6 protein-coding genes are annotated in these 17,596 nt (G+C 45.5%); 5 read left to right on the forward strand and 1 reads right to left on the reverse strand.

Annotation, left to right across the window (positions count from 1 at the left end):
* Positions 1-35 precede the first annotated feature (35 nt).
* Positions 36-509 (forward strand): DUF1842 domain-containing protein, encoded by a 474-nt coding sequence (locus R7070_RS01885; protein ID WP_005373450.1) that lies wholly within the window; start codon positions 36-38, stop codon positions 507-509.
* 134 nt (positions 510-643) lie between these two features.
* Here the strand turns inward: R7070_RS01885 and R7070_RS01890 are convergent, their stop codons facing one another.
* Positions 644-3,817, reverse strand: coding sequence for an AAA family ATPase (locus R7070_RS01890; RefSeq protein WP_017819913.1), 3,174 nt, complete (start codon positions 3,815-3,817; stop codon positions 644-646).
* 868 nt (positions 3,818-4,685) lie between these two features.
* Between R7070_RS01890 and R7070_RS01895 the strand changes: the two genes are divergently transcribed.
* From R7070_RS01895 to R7070_RS01910, 4 genes are all read left to right on the forward strand, one after another.
* Entirely contained in the window at positions 4,686-5,984 is a 1,299-nt protein-coding gene (locus R7070_RS01895; protein WP_318141078.1) for a hypothetical protein, read from the forward strand.
* Positions 5,985-5,991: 7 nt separating this feature from the next.
* Complete coding sequence (locus tag R7070_RS01900; RefSeq protein WP_224721233.1) at positions 5,992-6,939, forward strand: formyltransferase family protein; 948 nt, start codon at positions 5,992-5,994, stop codon at positions 6,937-6,939.
* A gap of 146 nt (positions 6,940-7,085) precedes the next feature.
* Positions 7,086-7,700 (forward strand): phage tail protein, encoded by a 615-nt coding sequence (locus R7070_RS01905; RefSeq protein ID WP_005373442.1) that lies wholly within the window; start codon positions 7,086-7,088, stop codon positions 7,698-7,700.
* A gap of 315 nt (positions 7,701-8,015) precedes the next feature.
* Entirely contained in the window at positions 8,016-17,453 is a 9,438-nt protein-coding gene (locus R7070_RS01910; protein WP_411912985.1) for an Ig-like domain-containing protein, read from the forward strand.
* Positions 17,454-17,596: the final 143 nt, after the last annotated feature.

Consider the following 17,596-nt stretch of genomic DNA (forward strand, 5'->3'; position numbering starts at 1 on the left):
GTCACTAACGACAATAAATTCAGTTGGAGAACACAATGAAAATGGACTCAAAAGAATCACAAGCAATTTTTACTGCTCATTATCAAATTGGTAACGGCTTACCTGGAGGAGTGAGCTTCGATGTTAATCTACTCGTGGCCAGCGAAGACAAATCAATAGTGGGTAAAGGACATATCTTTCAGGCCGTTAACCCACCGTTAAATGTGGTGTCTGATCTCAATGGTAGTTTCAACTATCAATGCACGATGCGTGATTGTCATATCATGGTGACGTTGCAGGGCTACCAGCCTTATCTAGGCATTGCTCCTTTAGGAGCTGATCTTCATAACGTAACGCTCAACCTCCTACTTAATGATGATTGGAAATCAGGCGTGGCATTCTATCGATATAAAAATAGTTCAGGTAAATGGATTGAAGCAGCAAATCAACGCGTTACTCTACTTTTGCCTGAGCATGTTCCTAGCATCGAGAACTTTAAGGTGGAGCAAAATGATCTTGCGCCAGCATAAATCTCATCAGCGATGACACTGTGCCAAAACACAGATATTCGATGGTTTCGAATATCTGTGTTTGACGAGGTAAATCGAGTAAACACGATGACTTGACGGTGCAATTAATCGACTTTCTTCGTTTATTGAATATTTCATGGTTGAGTAGATGTGGAGAGCCAATGGTCGAGCTCATCAACACTTATTTGAGCCTGATTCAGTTGATGCTTACGCGCGGCCTGATTGAAGTTTAACAACTCAGAGACGGAGCTGGACTGGTCGAGTAAGGCAAGCATCAGATTCGCTTGTTCAATATAAAAATCACCCCATGGATGCGGATCTTCTTGGGTGAAGTTAGACAGCTTATCGCGATATTTTCGAAGTAGCGTAGGCTGCTTATACTGCCACGCTACTTGGATTCCTTGTTGGTAAAAGCGTAAATAGTTATGACCAACACAGGTAGATTCTAGCCAAGCCTCACCAGTGCGCAAAGCGGAGAGGGCCGTTGATTCATCGCCACAAATAAGTGCCTTGGTAGATACGAGCCAAGGACCAATAAAATTGTGTAGCTTATTGATATGAACAAGATCTAGAGCCGTGTCGATGTCCGAAAGGGCTTTCTCCTCTTTTCCCTGATACCAGTGCAATCTTGCACTGGACTCCAAAAGAAAAGCGACAAATCGATGAGCATTAAGCTGTTTTGAAAGTTGTAGAGCGGTCGAGATTTCGTTTTCAGCTTGCACCAAGACATTACGGTCGAGAAAGATCCATGCAGCCGTAAGCCTAGAAACAATTTCTGCTCGGCGGTTTGCCGTGAGATAGGCAAGATTCGAGGCATGCTGAGCCTGTTTTAGTGCTTCGTCAGATTGCAGTTGATAGATCATCACTGTTGCCAGCATGTAGCGATTGGCAGTTTCAATCGAAAGCAACTGATGCTCTTCACACAGTTGCAAACACTCGGTTAAGTGCTCGTATGAGCGAGCCATTTTTCCTTGTGCGTAGGCACAATCACCGAGGCCGCCAAGCGATTTTGCTTTCGCGCGAAAACAGTTTGCTCGTTGACTGTAATCTAATGCAAGTAAATGTTCTTTCTCACATTCGTCTAGCTGCCCAGTGGGGAACAGCATATTACCTCTCATCGAGTGAATTTCACACAAAGATTTATTTAACGTCAGCTTTTCGCACAGGGCTTGGGCTTGGTCTAAAATCGACATCGCTTGTACAAAGTTGTCGGTTAAACGGTAGGGGTTAATGAGGTCTAAATAGTATTGAACACGTTCAGAATCATTTTCTGTGTGATGAATCGCTTGCTCAAGAACCTCAATACTCTCTTTGATGCGTCCCATCGAATACAGGCAGTTTCCTTTCATATTTAGTGCATACGCCATCTGTGCTTTAGGTGACTCTTTAATAGCGTATTCAATAAGAGTCAGTGCTTTTTCAAATTGATAATTGCTCAGGTAATGTTTGGCGGTCTGGTCAAGAACAGTAAATACACCTTCGCCCTTGGCATGATTGATATGGACTGCATATAAGAACCGATCTCGGTTCTCATACCATTTTGCGCAGGCCATGTGTATTTTTGAACACTGTGACTTGTCTATTTGACGGAAAACAGCATTACAAATCAAATCATGATGGAAAAGGTATTGATCGCCATTGAGTTTTACTAAGCCAGCGTCGACTAACTTATCTGGTACGTAGCCGGGAATTCGAGTGATTTCACGCAGTTGCTCCAGTTGAAAGTACTGCCCCAACACAGATGCAGTACAGAGTGCTTGGCGATCTTGGGCTGGAAGTTGAGCTAATTGTATCGAAACTAAATGTTCCAATGACTCCGGAACGTCTTTATCAAACTGAGAACAAAGTAGTGTTTGGCGTAAGTATAGAGGATGGCCTTTCGCAAGCTTTATACAGTCATTGATATGTTTATTCTGTTGGCATGTGATTGAGCAAGCTAACTCGTAAGACTCTTCAGATGATAACTCCCTAAGTTCGATTAGATTCACGTTGGCAAACCAAGATTGTTTGGAACTAAGTCGTTTTTGCTGCCTAAACGTCAGAAAGAGTAAAATATTGGTGTTTGTAATATAAGGTAGCAGTGTCTCAAGAAATGCCAACATTACCTCGTCGGCCCAATGGACATCTTCAACAATAATCAAATGCGGTTTGCTGGTCTGCCGTTGTTGAATTAAGAAAGGGATAGATTGCTCTATCGTTTGTTTCAGCGTTTGGAACTCCATTAAGTTCAGCAGCTGTTTTTCTGATTCGTTGAGTGTTACCCCCATTAACCAATAAAGGCAGAGATGGAAAGAAGAGGGAATTGATGACTCGACAGTCTGCTGACGAATAGAATCATCGGTATCTTCACGAGTAAATGAACAAATTGCCCGAGTGAATATATTTTGAGGGGACAAGAGATCAGCACTGCCATGATTCAGGATTTGAATCTCTGTGGTTAAACACGAAGAACGACTCAAAGACGAAATGACCTGGTTGAGTAGGCTGGTCTTTCCTATCCCTGCGGTACCAGTAATACAATACGTTTGGCCTGCTTCTTGTTTTTGCCATCGCTTGATTCCGCTATTCAATGTTTCTAGTTCAAGTTTACGCCCTACGAAACAGTCAGTATGGTTTTGGTGTAAGGATACAAAATGCCAGTTGTTGAAGTCTGGCTCTCCTGTTAGAAAAGGTTTTATTGGTCTGGCACAATTGGACGAGATAAAGCAAGGACAAGCAGCTATTTCTCCCCAAGGGATTTTAACTAGGATTTCATTGATTGGGGTTATCGCATTTGGATGTTCCGATAGCTCAGTGATTCGATGCATGTATTTCACATTGATAAAAGACCGAATCGAAGCCGAAAGAGCAACCTTTAATTGAAGGGCTAGTTGTCGAATTCGCTCAAAAATATATTCGTCCGATTCCTGTAAAGACCAAGTAAGAACAAACGTTCGGTTTTGTATTATGGGTGTAGTGTTTTGGCTGAGAAGTAAGGTTTGCAGAGCCTTTGCGGTCAAATCACACTTTGCTTCGATTGCAAAAATAAAAAAATATGGTGGTGATGAAGATACATTTGTAAATAATGGTTCTGAGGCCCGATCTATTAAAAGGTCCTCTACGGGGACAGAAAAGTATTCCGCGAGATTGGATGCGGTACGATACAGCACATTCGCCCCAGACTCTGCTCGCTTTATAGAAGCAATAGATACGACAAAACCCTGTTGAAAGCATTCTTCCGCCAGTTTTTCTTGGCTCAGTCCTAATTTCTTTCTCAGTTCTTTGAGTCGTAATACGTTGAGTGGAATTCTTCCATCCCTATTTGCCATATTTCACTCCGTTGTAACGTATAGCTTTTCCCAGTAAACCTGAATCGATTGGATATGTTGAGTGAATAAATTTATCTTATTTCACCACATATATAATACTAGTAGTTAAAATGTTATATACGAAAATGAAATGGGCATTTTAATCTTCAAACCACCTTAATTCATTGTTATATTAGTGGTGTTTTTTTATTAATAATTTTGATATTTATTTTTGTGAGTTCATGTTTTTCTTAATAAGTTTTTTGAAATATCTTTAAACTTATATCTTTTAAAAGATTGCACACCTTAAACTTATATTGGACTTCATTAAACTTTAAAAATTAAATTCTTTAATTTTAGAGATATAAATTGACAATCTTATTTTTAGTGTTTTTTTTGATCTCTATTCTGGCTAACTGATTTTTTCTAGTCTATAAATCAAATATCGGCAATTTCAAAATAACTGCCGAAAAAATTATTTTAATTTCAATATTATAAATAGTTGGCTTTATACTATGGATATTGGCTTTTTCTGCCTGTTAAAAGGCTTTCATATTACACCACACTTGAGTGCCGCGCTTACCTCTATTAAGGAGACTGCGTGGCTGCCATATGTCAAACGATCTTGCCATCGAGGGGATTGGCAAGCGCTTGCTTTAGAAGAATCACATCGAAAGGCCTATTACCCTAACTATTTACTACTCTCTGAATTTACAGGATTAGAACTGTTTTTATCTCAATTTTTCTGCCCAATTTTGTCAGTACGGTTTATGAAGTTAGAGCCGGGAGCTGAGATATTGTAACGCGGACCTCTGGCATATGTTTTTCTCAAGTACAGGTGTGTTACATCATTAACTACTGCTACAGCGGCAAGTGAGGTTCATGAATTATGCAAAAAGGCTCCTCTATAGAATTCTACCAGCAACGTCCTCAATCTCGTGAGACGGTCGGTGTTGAAGAAGTGCAGCAACAAACTCAACAGTTTGGTTTTGCTGAACCCGAAATGGATGAGCTGCTTAAGTACTCATTACGGACTCAACTTGAGGCTATGCTCCCAAACCAACTCAGCACGGCTGAACGCCAACGGCAACTGAAAGAGAGTTTCGCTGCGGCAGTTGAGCTCGTATTGAAGGAGACGAAAGTTGAGCACCGAACACTGGTGCAAGCCTTTCAGAGCATGTATGGCAACGCTTGCCAATCTTTTTCTCTGGCTAAACTCACTCAAGAGGAACTGACCCGACAGTACATTTCCACGTCTGGGCTGGTGATGTCCCCACTTAACTGTAAACACACCATCAAAGATGTGTACCGAATTAAAGGCTTTGCGTGTGGTATAAACAAAGCTATCCAACATATGCTTGCCAACAAGTCACAGGTTAAAGTGCTTTATCCAGCTTGCGGCCCCTTTGCACCATTGCTGCTGCCTTTACTTGCTCACTACAAACAAAGTGATCGAATTAGCGCAGAGCAGCTTCAGGTGACACTAGTAGATATTCACCCCGGAGCCATTAAAGCACTCAATCAATTGATCGCGGATCTCGATATCGCAGACTACATTGAAGCCTTAGTGGAAGAAGATGCTACCCAATTTTCGCCAACTCAAACGTTTGATCTCCTGATACTTGAAGCGATGCAGCATGGCTTTAGTCGGGAAGGGTTCCTCAGCATCGCGAAACATTTGGTTCAATATTTACATATTCAAGGCGAAATGATCCCCAATCAGGTATCTGTGCGCGCCATGATGGTCATCGGGGAGACGGAATTTAATCAACAATGGGAAAAAGCAGAGTATGCACATTCCAACCATTGCCAGCCGGAAGCGATCGATGATCGAATTGATCTGGGAGAAATTCTTAACGTCAATAAAGCCATGTTGCTCAGAAGCGAGATTTTTGAGCTAGATGGTGGAATAAAAATGCTGCAAGGCAACACCATTGAGCTGCCGAAAGATGTGCCAGATATGGCAAAACGTATCCTCGCCATTTACAGCCATATCGATACTTACGGAGATGCGATGGTCGGACAATACGACTCTGGTATTACCCATCCTAAACCCGACATGACTTTTTATGTGGATGCCAAGCCCAAAGCTGTTGAACACCATTACTTTGAAGCGAAGGGAGGGGATAAGGTCAGTTTCTATTATCAGTTAACCGGATTGCCAGGTTTTGTCGCCACCCATGGATGATTTCGATATGCAGCAAAAATACGTCGTTTTTACAGGAAGTTGTTACGCCTTGCCCATCATTCAGTTGTTGGCACAACAGCATAAATTGGCGGGCGTGGTAGTACCGGAAGGAGAACTAAATCCTGACTTACAGCAGCTACAGAGCTATCTGAGCGCTCAATCGATTCATATTGCTCAGTATACCGCCAATGACAGCAGTGCTTTGATAGCGCAACTCGATGTTTGGCGAGTCACGGATGGCGTTATCTATTTGTTCAGGCACATAGTTCATTCCTCGCTGTGTCAGTTTTTCAACGGAAACTTGTACAACATTCATCCGGGAAAGCTGCCCGAGTATCGAGGCCCGATGCCTCTCTATTGGCAATTAAGAGAGGGTTTAGACACCTTTAGCCTCACCCTGCATCGTCTTGAGGCATCGGCTGATTCCGGCGCTATAGGAATGGAGTTAGAGGTACCATTTCACCCGTTTGAGACCTTAACCAGTGCTCAGCAAAAAGCGTCACAAATGACGGCTAAGCTGATGTATGACTTCCTCATCGCGCAACAAAAGCAAGGGCTGGTTTGGCGTGAACAAGTATCAAACCCCAACGAAGTGGCACGAGCAGTAAACCAACATGATCTGCACCTTCGTTGGAACGTGCAAACGAGTCGCGAAATCGTCAACTTAGTGCGAGCAGGCAATCATGACTTCGGTGGTGCGATGTTGAGCTTGCCAAGTGGTGTCGCCAATGTTTTGCAAGCAAGCGCAATGGAGACTTCTTTAGTCGGTGTAGAGGCGGGGAGAATTCTCGAGATCAGCCCACAACATGGGTTACAAGTGAAAACGTTAGATAGCGCCATATCAATAGATGTTATTGCTACACCGCAAGGCGTGTTTTCGGGTTATCGCTATGCGCAAATGGCTGGGCTAGATGCTGGGATGTCATTGCTCCAGCACGCTTCTGCTTGTGAGTAAATAAATATCTCAATACGGCTCTTTGCGGCAGTGATGAAGCCCGTAACGGTATTTAGTAATGCGAGATTGGAAAGTTTTAACCAACCACACCAATTTCGTTATGGGCTGGTTTTAACTTAAGTGTATACGTTGAAAGGAAGAACAGTATGGCTACAGAACCGTATCTTGGGACACTAACCGCATTTGGTGGCAATTTTGCAATTAGAAATTGGGCAATGTGCTCGGGGCAAATGCAGGCAATTGAAGATAATCCAGCGCTCTTCTCTCTAGTTAGCACTCTATACGGAGGTGACGCCCGAACTACCTTTGGTTTACCTGATTTGCGTGGCCGCAGTCCAGTTGGTGTAGGCACACGACCTGGGGGGATGGATTATCATCAGGGAGAAAGATTGGGTACTGAACTGGTAACTATTGATATAACTCAAATGCCAGCACACTTACATACGGCAATTTTTACCCCTCTTGGCACTTCTGCACCTGTAACAGGCAGGATGCAGGTTGCTACCAATGCTGCAAATACACAGGTACCCGATAGTAATTCGTATATAGCGCAAAACTCTACCCCCGGGTTCTATAAACCGACGTTTCAGCAACCAGATTTGACCGAGATCGAAGGCTTAAGTGTGTCTGGTAGTGGCTCGGGCGGAGGTACTGTAACTGTGACTGAAACAGGCGGTTCAATGCCACTTAATATTCTGAGCCCGGTATTGCCGATTAATTGGTTAATTGCCACTGCGGGAGTATACCCACCGCACAGCTAATCAACCAAGAAAGAATTGGCTGAATCTTTAGCTAATCCTTTCCTATAAAAAAATTAAATATTTAAGTTGATTATGATAACCCGGCCATGTTGATAAGGCCGTCATCTTCAGGAGAGGAAAATGAGATTACATCGTCAGGTTGCGATCGCAATTACAACAGCATGGGTGTTCTCAGCGTTTTTTTCCGGTGGAGCCTGGGCTGCACAGCAAACGATTAACTACTCTAATGGTTCAGGTTCCAATTTTAGTGAGGTGGAGACCGGCGTCACAGGGGGTATGCCCTCAGTCACTCTTACCAATGCAGGTACTGTATCTATGGTATTAGATGCGGGCACTAGCTCGGATGGCACTCCGTTTACTGGCCTAAATGACCTCGGATTTGTAGCTGGTGTTCTTTACTCAAATACCATGATTAATGAGTTCAACAATCGTGGCTTCCGCTTTTTTGAGAAATCAAGTACTAATTTCAGTTTCGACGAAATTACCTATATGCAGGGGTCGGCCCGAGACTCAGATAAAACGTATCAACTTGTGTTAACTGGCTTCTCTAATGATATTCAAACAGTGACCGAAACTGTCACCTTGCCAAAAGGTGGTGAAGCAAACTCAGGGTTACAGGACTTGTTTACCCTGACCCGTGGTACAGATTTTAATGATTCGGCATGGCAGGACGTTGATACAGTGACTATGGCGTTTACCCGAAGTCCGGGTGCTGACTCTCGTTATCTTATCAGAAGTATCAAGATTGATGACGCTGCGGTTTCAGACTCTACCGCGCCTACTTTTGTCAGTGCGAGCTCAACTCCCACTGATGATGCAACCAATGTTTCTGTTAGCAACAACATCGAGATTGCCTTCGATGAAAATATTGAGCTGAAGAGCGGCAATATTACCATTCGTAATGTTACCGACAGTCGCGACTTTGAAGTATTTAATGTTGCCACCGAAAGCGATGGCACAACAACATCACCAGGCGCTGGTCGCATCAGTGTTACCAACAATAAAGTTTACTTAAACCCAACCAGTGATCTGGCAGGGAACCGGACCTACGCCATTCATATTGAATCCAGTGCCGTGGCTGACAGCGCAAATAATAGCTTCGCTGGGATCAGCGATGATGCCACATTTAACTTTACTACGGTCGATACCACGCCAAATGCGCCATCTACACCCGATTTAGATGCTAGTTCGGATACCGGATCATTAAATACTGATAATATTACCAGTGACACTACTCCAACGTTTAGTGGGATTTCCGAGAGTGGATCGATCGTTACTTTATACAGTGATCAAGTCGGTGGAGGTGCAACGGTTATTGGCACAGGCACTGCTACTGGAGGAAACTGGCAGATAACAACCAATGAGTTGGCGTCTGGCATTACACATGCAATAAGTGCTAAAGCGTCTGATAGCGATGATAATGTTAGCTCGGCATCCAACGCGTTAAGTGTCACCATTGATACAATAGCACCATCCGCAGTGAGCATTACTACGCCGATTGAGGCTGACAGTATCGTCAACGCTGCAGAAGACAACGATGTGTTGATCGCTGGCTCCGGCGCGGAAGCAGGCAACAGCGTGACCGTGACTATCACAGACAATAACAGCTCTGTCAGTCGTACGGTGACGGCCGACAACTCAGGCAACTGGACGCTGAGCGGCAGCGAGCTGGATGTCAGTGGCCTGAACAATGGCACCCTGACGGTGTCTGCAACCCAAGCAGATATAGCAGGTAATATCTCCACCGCAGCTAGCCAGAGTGTTACCCTAGACAATGCAGCCCCATCAGCAGTGACCATCACCACGCCGATTGAAACCGATGGTATTGTCAATGCGGCAGAAGACAACGACGTACTGATTGCTGGCTCCGGCGCGGAAGTAGGCAACAGCGTGACCGTGACTATCACGGACAATAACAGTTCTGTCAGCCGTACGGTGACGGCCGATAACTCAGGCAACTGGACGTTGAGCGGCAGTGAGCTTGATGTAGGTGCGTTTAACAACGGTACCCTGACGGTGTCTGCAACCCAAGCAGATATAGCAGGTAATACTTCTACCGCAGCCACCCAGAGTATTACTCTGGACAATGCAGACCCATCTGCTGTAATCATCAATACGCCGATTGAAACTGATGGGATCGTCAATGCGGCAGAAGACAACGACGTACTGATCGCTGGCTTCAGTGCGGAAGCAGGCAATAGCGTGACCGTGACTATCACGGACAATAACAGCTCTGTCAGCCGTACGGTGACGGCCGACAACTCAGGCAGCTGGACGTTGAGCGGCAGTGAGCTTGATGTCAGTGGCCTGAACAACGGCACACTCATAGTTGCTGTGACGCAATCGGATACGGCGGGTAATACCTCCAGAGTGACCACCCAGAGCATTACCTTAGATAACGCCGCACCATCAGCTGTGACCATCACTACACCGATTGAAACCGATGGTATTGTTAATGCAGTGGAAGATAACGATGTGTTGATTGCTGGCTCCGGCGCGGAAGCAGGCAACAGCGTGACCGTGACTATCACGGATAACAACAGCTCTGTCAGTCGTACGGTGACGACCGACAACTCAGGCAACTGGACGTTGAGCGGCAGCGAGCTGGATATCAGTGGCTTGAGCAATGGCACCCTGACTGTGTCTGCAACCCAAGCTGATATAGCAGGTAATATCTCCACCGTAGCCACCCAGAGCGTAACCCTAGATAACGCAGCGCCATCCGCTGTTACCATTTCCACGCCGATTGCAATCGACGGTATCGTCAATGCGGCAGAAGACAATGATGTGCTGATTGCTGGCTCCGGCGCGGAGGCTGGCAATAGTGTGACCGTGACCATCACGGACAATAACAACTCAGTCAGTCGTACGGTGACGGCCGACAATACCGGGGCTTGGACGACTATTGGCAGTGAGTTTGATGTAAGTGCGTTTAACAACGGCACCCTGACGGTCGCGGCGAGCCAGAGCGATGCGGCGGGCAACACCTCCAGTATAGATAGCACAACAATTACGTTAGATAACGTGAGGCCAACTGTTTCTTTGAGCAGCTCAGACCTTGATTTGATCTCTGGCGAAACGGCGAGTATCACGTTCACCTTAAGTGAGTCCTCAAGTGACTTTACTGAGTCAGATGTCACCGTCACTGGCGGCAGTTTGTCTAACTTTGCGGGCAGCGGTGACAATTACACGGCCACCTTTACGCCGGATAGAGACAGTACAAGTACAGCGACGATTAACGTGGCGGCAGATTTCTTTACTGATGCTGCCGGGAATAGCAACACTGCTGCGCCTCAACTGTCTATAACCGTTGATAGTTTAGTGCCGAGTGTGACTATCTCCAGTGATAAATTGGCGCTGAAAGCGGACGAAACGGCGACCATTACCTTTACCTTAAGTGAAGCGTCGAGCGATTTTACCGAGGCGGATATCACGGTTAGTGGCGGTACTTTGTCTGGTTTTGCTGGCAGTGGTAGCAGCTACACTGCGACCTTTACACCAACGGAAGAGAGTGCGACGAGCGGTACTATTGAAGTTGCCACAGGCACATTTACCGATGCCTCTGGTAACACCAATAGTGCAGCTACACCACTTTCCATCAGCGTCGATACTGTGCTTCCAACCGTTAGTATCACTAGCTCCAGCGCTGCGTTGAAAGCGGGTGAAACGGCAACACTCACGTTTACCTTGAGTGAAGCCGCAACTGATTTTTCCGAAGCCGATGTGACCGTGGCTGGAGGAACTCTTTCTAACTTTGCGGGCAGTAGCGCCAGTTACACGGCTACCTTTACACCTGCAGAAGAAAGCACTGAGGATGCAACTATTGATGTTGCAGCCGAGAAATTTAGCGACGCAGCTGGCAACCTCAATACAGCAGCGACTCAGTTGTTGATCTCAGTGGATACGGGGATCCCGACTGGACATAGCATCAGCATTGATCAGGAGAGCATTAACAAAACCAACGAACAGGCGATGAGCTTTACCTTCGCAGCAGCTGAAGTGAACGCGATGTTCACTTATAGCGTGACCGACGGTACCACGACCATTGACGGCGCTAGTCAAACAATTTCTTCGGAGACCATGCAAGTAACGGGCATTGACGTCACTATTTTGCAAGAGGGGACGTTGACAGTAAGCGTGGTGGTAACCGATGCCGCAGGCAACGCATCTGATGCAGTGACGGATACTGTGACCAAACGCTACGATGTCGCGCCAACGGTAGTTGATGATAGCTTCTCGACTGAGGAAGATACGGCGAAACAATTTAATCTGTTAGCCAACGATTCCGATGTTAATGATGACATGGTCGCTTCTTCTACAACGATTAAAACGCAACCAATTAAAGGTCAGGTGTCGATCAGCAACGGCGTTGTTACCTATACGCCAAATAATAATGAGACAGGCACAGATAGCTTTACCTATACCGTGAAAGATGCCCTGCTGCAGGAGTCGCAAGAGGCGACAGTGACCGTCACTATCATGGCTATAAATGATGCGCCAGTCGCTAAAGCGCTGACCATCAACACCGACGAAGATACCGCAAGCGCAGCAGTCAGCGCGCGTAGTCAAGCGGAGGATGTTGAAGATGGCATCCCAACGGGTGATTTATCGTTAGTTAGTTTGCCTCAAAAAGGACAAGTAGCCATTGATCAAACTGTAGGCACTTTTGTATATACGCCGAATCCGAATGAAAATGGTAGCGATAGCTTTACTTACACGATCGCAGACAGTGAAGGCGGCGTTTCTCTTGCGGCCACGGTCAGCGTCAATATCGGTTCCGTCAATGACTCACCAGTAGCGGAGGAAGACAGTTTTACTTTTGATGAAGATATCACATCGACACTCGATATTTTAAGTAACGACAGTGATATTGAAGATGGGTCATTCACCCCGAGTAGTATTACCCTGCAAGATCTTGGTCAAGGAGAGGGGGTATACAGTTTTGCCACGGTCAGTGTCAATGTCGATGGGACCTTAAAGATTGTGCCAACAGCGAACGTTAATGGTCAACATAGCTTTACCTACATGCTAACCGATAGTGGTCAAGCAGCCTCAATGCCCGCAACCGTCACGCTCAATATTACGCCAGTGAATGATGCCCCCGTTGCTGTTGATAACAGTGCACAACTACTAGAGGGAGGCTCCTTCGAGGTCAATGTATTAGGCAATGATAGTGATGCCGATGTTGGAGACAGTTTTGAACTCACTAGTGTCACAGTCGTCGATACGCCAGCACATGGCAGTGTGAACGTGACGGCGTCAGGAGCGATTGTTTACAACCCCAATGAGAACTACTTCGGTGAAGATAGCTTCACCTATACGGTGGCAGACTTAGCAGGTGCTGTATCTAACGCCGCAACAGTGACCATGACAGTAACACCAGTCAACGACGCACCAATGGCGCAAGCACAGTCACAAACGCTTGATGAAGACAATAGTTTGGTGATCACGCTGGTTGGTTCAGATATTGATAACGATGATGACACTCTGCAGTATCTTATCACTGAGCAAGTCAGTCATGGCGTGCTAGAGCAGTTGACCAATAATAGTTGGCGCTATACACCAGAAGCGGACTTCAATGGCTCCGACTTCTTCTTGTTCAAGGTCAACGACGGTGATCTCGACTCGACAGAGGTTCGTGTCGATTTGACGGTTAATGCAGTCAACGATACACCAACCGCGACCAGTGTCAGTGCTACGGGAGAGGAAGAAATACCGCTGACCATTACTTTAAATGGTAACGATGCAGAAGGCTCATCTTTGAGCTATCAAATTGTAAAATCGCCAGTCAACGGTAATGTTACCGTCACAGGCAATCACGCGGTTTATACGGGTAACAGTAACTTCTTTGGTCAGGACAGTTTCACTTACAGCGTAAGTGACGGAGAGCTTACCTCTGTAGTGGCGTTAGTGACCATCACAGTGAATAACGTTAATGACTCGCCAGTGATTACGGGTACTCCATCGGCGCAAGTGGATGAAGATAGTGTGTATCAGTTTGTGCCCGCCGCATTGGATAATGACCCAGCGGATACTCTGACCTACTTGATAGCTAACAAGCCACCTTGGGCTACATTTGACAATACAACAGGAGCGCTTTCTGGCACGCCAAGTAACCGTTATGTGGGGACTTATCCAGATATCGTGATTAGCGTATCCGATGGCACTATTTCTTCCTCATTGTCAGCGTTTTCGATTACTGTGAATAACGTTAACGATGCACCCGTTATCTCTGGCTCACCAGCAACACAAGTGAATGAAGACAGCACCTATTTGTTCACGCCACAAGTGTCAGATGTTGACAGCCAAGCCTTCACCTTCAGTATCGTGAACAAGCCATCTTGGGCTAGCTTTGATGCATCAACAGGCACGCTCAGTGGTACTCCAGATAATGGTGATGTTGGCAAATATCAGGGCATTGTTATCTCGGTTTCTGATGGTCTCACGACAACAATGCTCAATAGATTCAGTATTGTGGTTAACAATGTCAATGACGCGCCGATGATCAGTGGCACTCCTGCTCTTACCGTCAACGAAGGCAGTACGTATCGCTTTGCACTGCAGGCATCGGATGTTGATAGTAGTAGCTTGAGCTTTTCAATCCGCAATAAACCATCATGGGCAACCTTTGATAGAGCAACTGGGTTGCTAAGTGGTACGCCGGAAAATGAGCATGTTGGCAGCACCAATAATATTGTTATTAGTGTCTCAGACGGTGAGCTAAGCACATCTTTAGCAGCGTTTAGCATCACGGTAATCAACGTTAATGATGAGCCAGTGGCGGTTAATGATACCTATGTCTTTACCGAGAGTAACGATGGTAGCTACTTATTGGATGTACTCAGCAACGACAGCGATGTTGATCTAGATACATTACAACTGGAATGGGTTAAACCTACATCTGGAACGGCAACGATTGTGGGCAGTCAAATCCAATTGGTAACGACCTCAATTGGTACAGTGGCAGTGCAATACAGTGTGAAAGATGGTAACGGTGGAAAGGCCACCGCGAAAGCAATCGTGACAATTAAAAGTGCGAAATTGGACGCACCAACAATAGCCGCACCTTCAGATATCGAAGTGAACGCAACTTCGCTCTTTACTAAAGTTGCATTAGGCTCTGCTGTGGCACGAGATAGTACAGGCAAGCTATTACCTGTTTCATTGGTCGACAGCACGACCTTTTTCCGACCTGGAACTAATACGGTCTATTGGCGCACTCAAGACTCTGATGGAAACGTCGCTGAAGCTAGTCAAACGGTAACAGTGTATCCACTGATAAGTATCTCCAAAGATGCGCAAACCACGGAAGGCACCAATCATAGCGTATCGATACACCTTAACGGTCCTTCGCCGAGCTACCCAGTAATCATACCTTATACGGTTTCAGGAAGCACGGACAGTGATGACCACACGCTCACCTCTGGTGAAGTGGTGATACCTAGTGGTACCGAAGGCAAACTTTCGTTCGAACTACTTAATGATGGACAAAATGAGGGCGTTGAAACCTTAGTGATTGATCTGGACAGCACCCTTAATCTAGGTAGTAAGCGTCGTTACACCTTGACAATCTTTGAAGAGAATGTGGCTCCGAAGGTCACGGTAAGTGTATCTCAGGCGGGGGAGCAGCGGAGACAAATTGAAAATGGTGTTGAACCGGTCACAATCACGAGCAGTGTTAGTGATGCCAATATGTCCGATATACACAGTTTCAGATGGAGTAGTGATAGCGATGTACTTAACCAAGCGATTGCGGGGCAGATGTACAGCGAAACATTGACTTTCTCTCCGCAATTACTGAGTTCAGCGATTTACAATTTGCAATTGACAGTTACTGACAATGGCACTCCACCATTATCAGTGACACGGAATGTCTATTTAGAAGTGGTACAAACATTGGCGGAGCTCGGGAGTGAAGACAGTGATGGCGACTTAATCCCGGATGATCAAGAAGGTCATAATGATAGTGATGGTGATGGTATCCCTGATTATCTTGATGCAATTTCTGACTGTAACGTAATTCAACAGGTTGTGTCAGAAAAAGATCGCTTCCTCATTGAGGGGCAGCCAGGTGTCTGTTTACGCAAAGGAATAACCATTCTGACTAACGCAACAGGAGGAGCTTTATTGCTGGATGAGGAGCTTCCTAAAGATATCAATATGAAGAGCATAGGGGGAATCTTTGATTTTGTAGTAACTAATTTGCCGCTTCCCGGTCAAAGCTATCAATTAGTTATGCCTCAGCGTTTACCTGTTCCAGCAAATGCAGTGTACCGAAAGTATAATGCTGAACAGGGGTGGGTAGACTTTATTGAGGATGCTCAAAACACAGTTTCTTCTAGTGCTGGCGAGGCTGGTTATTGTCCGCCACCAGGGCACAGTTCATGGTCACAGGGTCTGACTGAAGGTGACTGGTGTGTACAACTTACCATTGAAGACGGTGGCCCGAACGATGATGACGGATTGGCTAATGGCAGTGTCGTTGACCCTGGCGTCGTTGCCGCTCGTGTAAGCAATAATACACTCCCTCAAGCGATTGACGACAATGCGTTTGTTAGTCTCAATGGTACGGTGACGATCGATGTATTGAGCAATGATACCGATGCTGATGGTGATGGGCTGAAGGTAAGTCGCGCTTCTGTAGATATTGGTAGTGTTAGTGTGGTTGATAACAAACTAAGTTATGTCACTCAACCACAGTACTACGGGGAGGCTTTGATCACTTATAGCGTAACGGATGGTAATGGTGGAACGGGATCGGCGAAGGTGACGGTAAATGTGGTAAACAGTCAGAATCCGAATGCGGTGGACGATAATATTACCACCGATGATCGTACCCCTGTCACGGTTTATGTCCTTGCTAACGATACCGATCCGGATAACGACACATTGAAGTTGGTTTCAGTCCAAGCGCAGTATGGGCAGTCGGTCATGAATGCAGATCAGAGCGTGACCTATACCCCTACCTCAGGGTTTGAAGGCAATGATGTGTTGACATATATCATTCAGGATAGCCAAGGCCTGCAAGACGCGGGGAAAGTTATAGTGACCGTTAAGTTGGTAAGAGATGTAAAGGTTGAAAATACTTCAGCAGGATCATTGGGTGGCATAGTGTTGATGCTTTTGATTTTGTTAGGAGCCATGCAACGTTATGGAAGAAACAGTGCTTTAGCACTAATTGCTGTGTTTAGTTTTAGTAGTCAAGCGGGTTGGTATGTTGATGTTCAAATGGGGTCAAGCCATGCAGATGAGCGTGATGCTGTTAAAGGTGATAACGTAATCTCTACTGACAACACCGGGCTCTATCGCTCTGTCGGGTTTGGATATACTTTTTCTGAGCAATGGTCTGGAACTATTCGTTATATTGATATGGGTGAAGGTAGTGCTACATTGCGTAGTGCTACTACTTCACCAGAAGACTATCACGCCAATGTCGCATCGATAGCACCACTCCTTGTTAAGGGCATGGGCTTCGACATCGGTTATAAGTTCTGGCAATACAATTCATGGTCCGCAAAACTGAGTTTGGGGGGCTTGTTCTGGGAAACCGATATTGAAAGTACGTATCAAGGCAGCAAGATAACGACGGAAGTGGATGGTTTTGATGGATATATTGGTGCAGAAGTTGGCTACAACCTCTCAGATAATTGGGAGATCGGTGTCCAAGGCGCTCGTTATTTTTTACATGAAAATGATGTTGATATAATTGCGCTACAACTTCGTTATTTTTTTGAGCCGTTAGCAGCGTATTAACTTATGGTTTGGTATTTTTCGATAATTTATATCCCAATTGCTCATGAAGCGGTATGGTAAATCACTGGAGATTAATGTCGTGATTGTGCTCTTTATTATGTAGGTCAATAGTCTATAACAAATCCTTAATTACCTTGAAGTCT

This window comes from Vibrio sp. 1557 (genome assembly GCF_033340175.1).
Taxonomy (GTDB): domain Bacteria; phylum Pseudomonadota; class Gammaproteobacteria; order Enterobacterales; family Vibrionaceae; genus Vibrio; species Vibrio alginolyticus.

Coding starts and splice junctions, on each gene's coding strand:
- R7070_RS01885 (WP_005373450.1), top strand. CDS start 36: ATGAAAATGGACTCAAAAGAATCACAAGCAATTTTTACTGCTCATTAT.
- R7070_RS01890 (WP_017819913.1), bottom strand. CDS start 3,817: ATGGCAAATAGGGATGGAAGAATTCCACTCAACGTATTACGACTCAAA.
- R7070_RS01895 (WP_318141078.1), top strand. CDS start 4,686: ATGCAAAAAGGCTCCTCTATAGAATTCTACCAGCAACGTCCTCAATCT.
- R7070_RS01900 (WP_224721233.1), top strand. CDS start 5,992: ATGCAGCAAAAATACGTCGTTTTTACAGGAAGTTGTTACGCCTTGCCC.
- R7070_RS01905 (WP_005373442.1), top strand. CDS start 7,086: ATGGCTACAGAACCGTATCTTGGGACACTAACCGCATTTGGTGGCAAT.
- R7070_RS01910 (WP_411912985.1), top strand. CDS start 8,016: ATGGTATTAGATGCGGGCACTAGCTCGGATGGCACTCCGTTTACTGGC.